General features: G+C 55.2%; 1 rRNA gene. It reads right to left on the bottom strand.

From position 1 onward, the window contains the following. Nucleotides 1–29: 29 nt before the first annotated feature. Nucleotides 30–1,554: ribosomal RNA gene (locus tag ACFCYE_RS17840) — 16S ribosomal RNA — on the bottom strand. Nucleotides 1,555–2,120: the final 566 nt, after the last annotated feature.

Genomic DNA, 2,120 nt, shown 5'->3' with positions numbered 1-2,120 from the left:
CCCCCGAAAGAGTGTCAGATGCTCCTTAGAAAGGAGGTGATCCAGCCGCACCTTCCGGTACGGCTACCTTGTTACGACTTAGTCCTAATTACCGATCCCACCTTCGACGGCTCCCTCCACAAGGGTTAGGCCACCGGCTTCAGGTGTTACCGACTTTCATGACTTGACGGGCGGTGTGTACAAGACCCGGGAACGTATTCACCGCAGCGTTGCTGATCTGCGATTACTAGCGACTCCGACTTCATGAGGTCGAGTTGCAGACCTCAATCCGAACTGGGACCGGCTTTTTGGGATTCGCTCCACCTCACGGTATTGCAGCCCTTTGTACCGGCCATTGTAGCATGCGTGAAGCCCAAGACATAAGGGGCATGATGATTTGACGTCATCCCCACCTTCCTCCGAGTTGACCCCGGCAGTATCCCATGAGTTCCCACCATTACGTGCTGGCAACATAGAACGAGGGTTGCGCTCGTTGCGGGACTTAACCCAACATCTCACGACACGAGCTGACGACAACCATGCACCACCTGTTCACGAGTGTCCAAAGAGTTGACCATTTCTGGCCCGTTCTCGTGTATGTCAAGCCTTGGTAAGGTTCTTCGCGTTGCATCGAATTAATCCGCATGCTCCGCCGCTTGTGCGGGTCCCCGTCAATTCCTTTGAGTTTTAGCCTTGCGGCCGTACTCCCCAGGCGGGGAACTTAATGCGTTAGCTGCGTCACGGAATCCGTGGAAAGGACCCCACAACTAGTTCCCAACGTTTACGGGGTGGACTACCAGGGTATCTAAGCCTGTTTGCTCCCCACCCTTTCGCTCCTCAGCGTCAGTTACGGCCCAGAGATCTGCCTTCGCCATCGGTGTTCCTCCTGATATCTGCGCATTCCACCGCTACACCAGGAATTCCAATCTCCCCTACCGCACTCTAGTCTGCCCGTACCCACTGCAGGCTGGAGGTTGAGCCTCCAGTTTTCACAGCAGACGCGACAGACCGCCTACGAGCTCTTTACGCCCAATAATTCCGGATAACGCTTGCGCCCTACGTATTACCGCGGCTGCTGGCACGTAGTTAGCCGGCGCTTTTTCTGCAGGTACCGTCACTTTCGCTTCTTCCCTGCTAAAAGAGGTTTACAACCCGAAGGCCGTCATCCCTCACGCGGCGTTGCTGCATCAGGCTTTCGCCCATTGTGCAATATTCCCCACTGCTGCCTCCCGTAGGAGTCTGGGCCGTGTCTCAGTCCCAGTGTGGCCGGTCACCCTCTCAGGCCGGCTACCCGTCGACGCCTTGGTGAGCCATTACCTCACCAACAAGCTGATAGGCCGCGAGCCCATCCCAGACCGAAAAATCTTTCCAAACGTTGACCATGCGGTCACGTCTCATATCCAGTATTAGACGCCGTTTCCAGCGCTTATCCCAGAGTCCGGGGCAGGTTGCTCACGTGTTACTCACCCGTTCGCCACTGATCCACAAGAGCAAGCTCCTGCTTCACCGTTCGACTTGCATGTGTTAAGCACGCCGCCAGCGTTCATCCTGAGCCAGGATCAAACTCTCCGTAAAAAAGAAATGCATACCCACACGGGGAAAACCGTGCCGGCAGCGAGTTTGATGCTGACCAAAGAGACAAAATCAACTGACTTCATCCGAATGCCAACCCCCAACAAAGGAGATTGGTCTTTGATCCAAAGGAATTCTCACCCCCACAAAAGTGGAGACGAGGATAATTTGGCATTTGACAAGTGCACGCTGTTGAGTTCTCAAGGATCAGACGCTCCCCCGACCCAGCCTCACGACCAGGCCCGAAGGGCAACTTCTCTATCTTATCTGTGCTTTTCAGCCTGTCAAATCGACACGCCGTGAGGCTCAGAACCAGAGGTGATGAACCGAAGCAATAGAGCTTCGAGACAACTTCTCTAGCTTATCCGTTTCGCGGTGCCTGTCAAATCGGCGCTCGAGGATCGAAGATCCGCTGCGCAACCGATGACTGCGTACCACGAGGTGGATCCCCCATCCTAGACGCGAACGCCCACACTCTCAAGAGAGAGAAGGAATCGGGGGTGGTTCTCCACTTGAGGGGGGTGAGGCACTCGGCCTTTCCGCTTCCCTGTGGGGCGAACAAGTAATAA

Source organism: Microbacterium sp. NPDC056234 (assembly GCF_042267585.1).
Lineage (GTDB): Bacteria > Actinomycetota > Actinomycetes > Actinomycetales > Microbacteriaceae > Microbacterium.
This window is presented reverse-complemented; position numbering and strand designations above follow the sequence as displayed.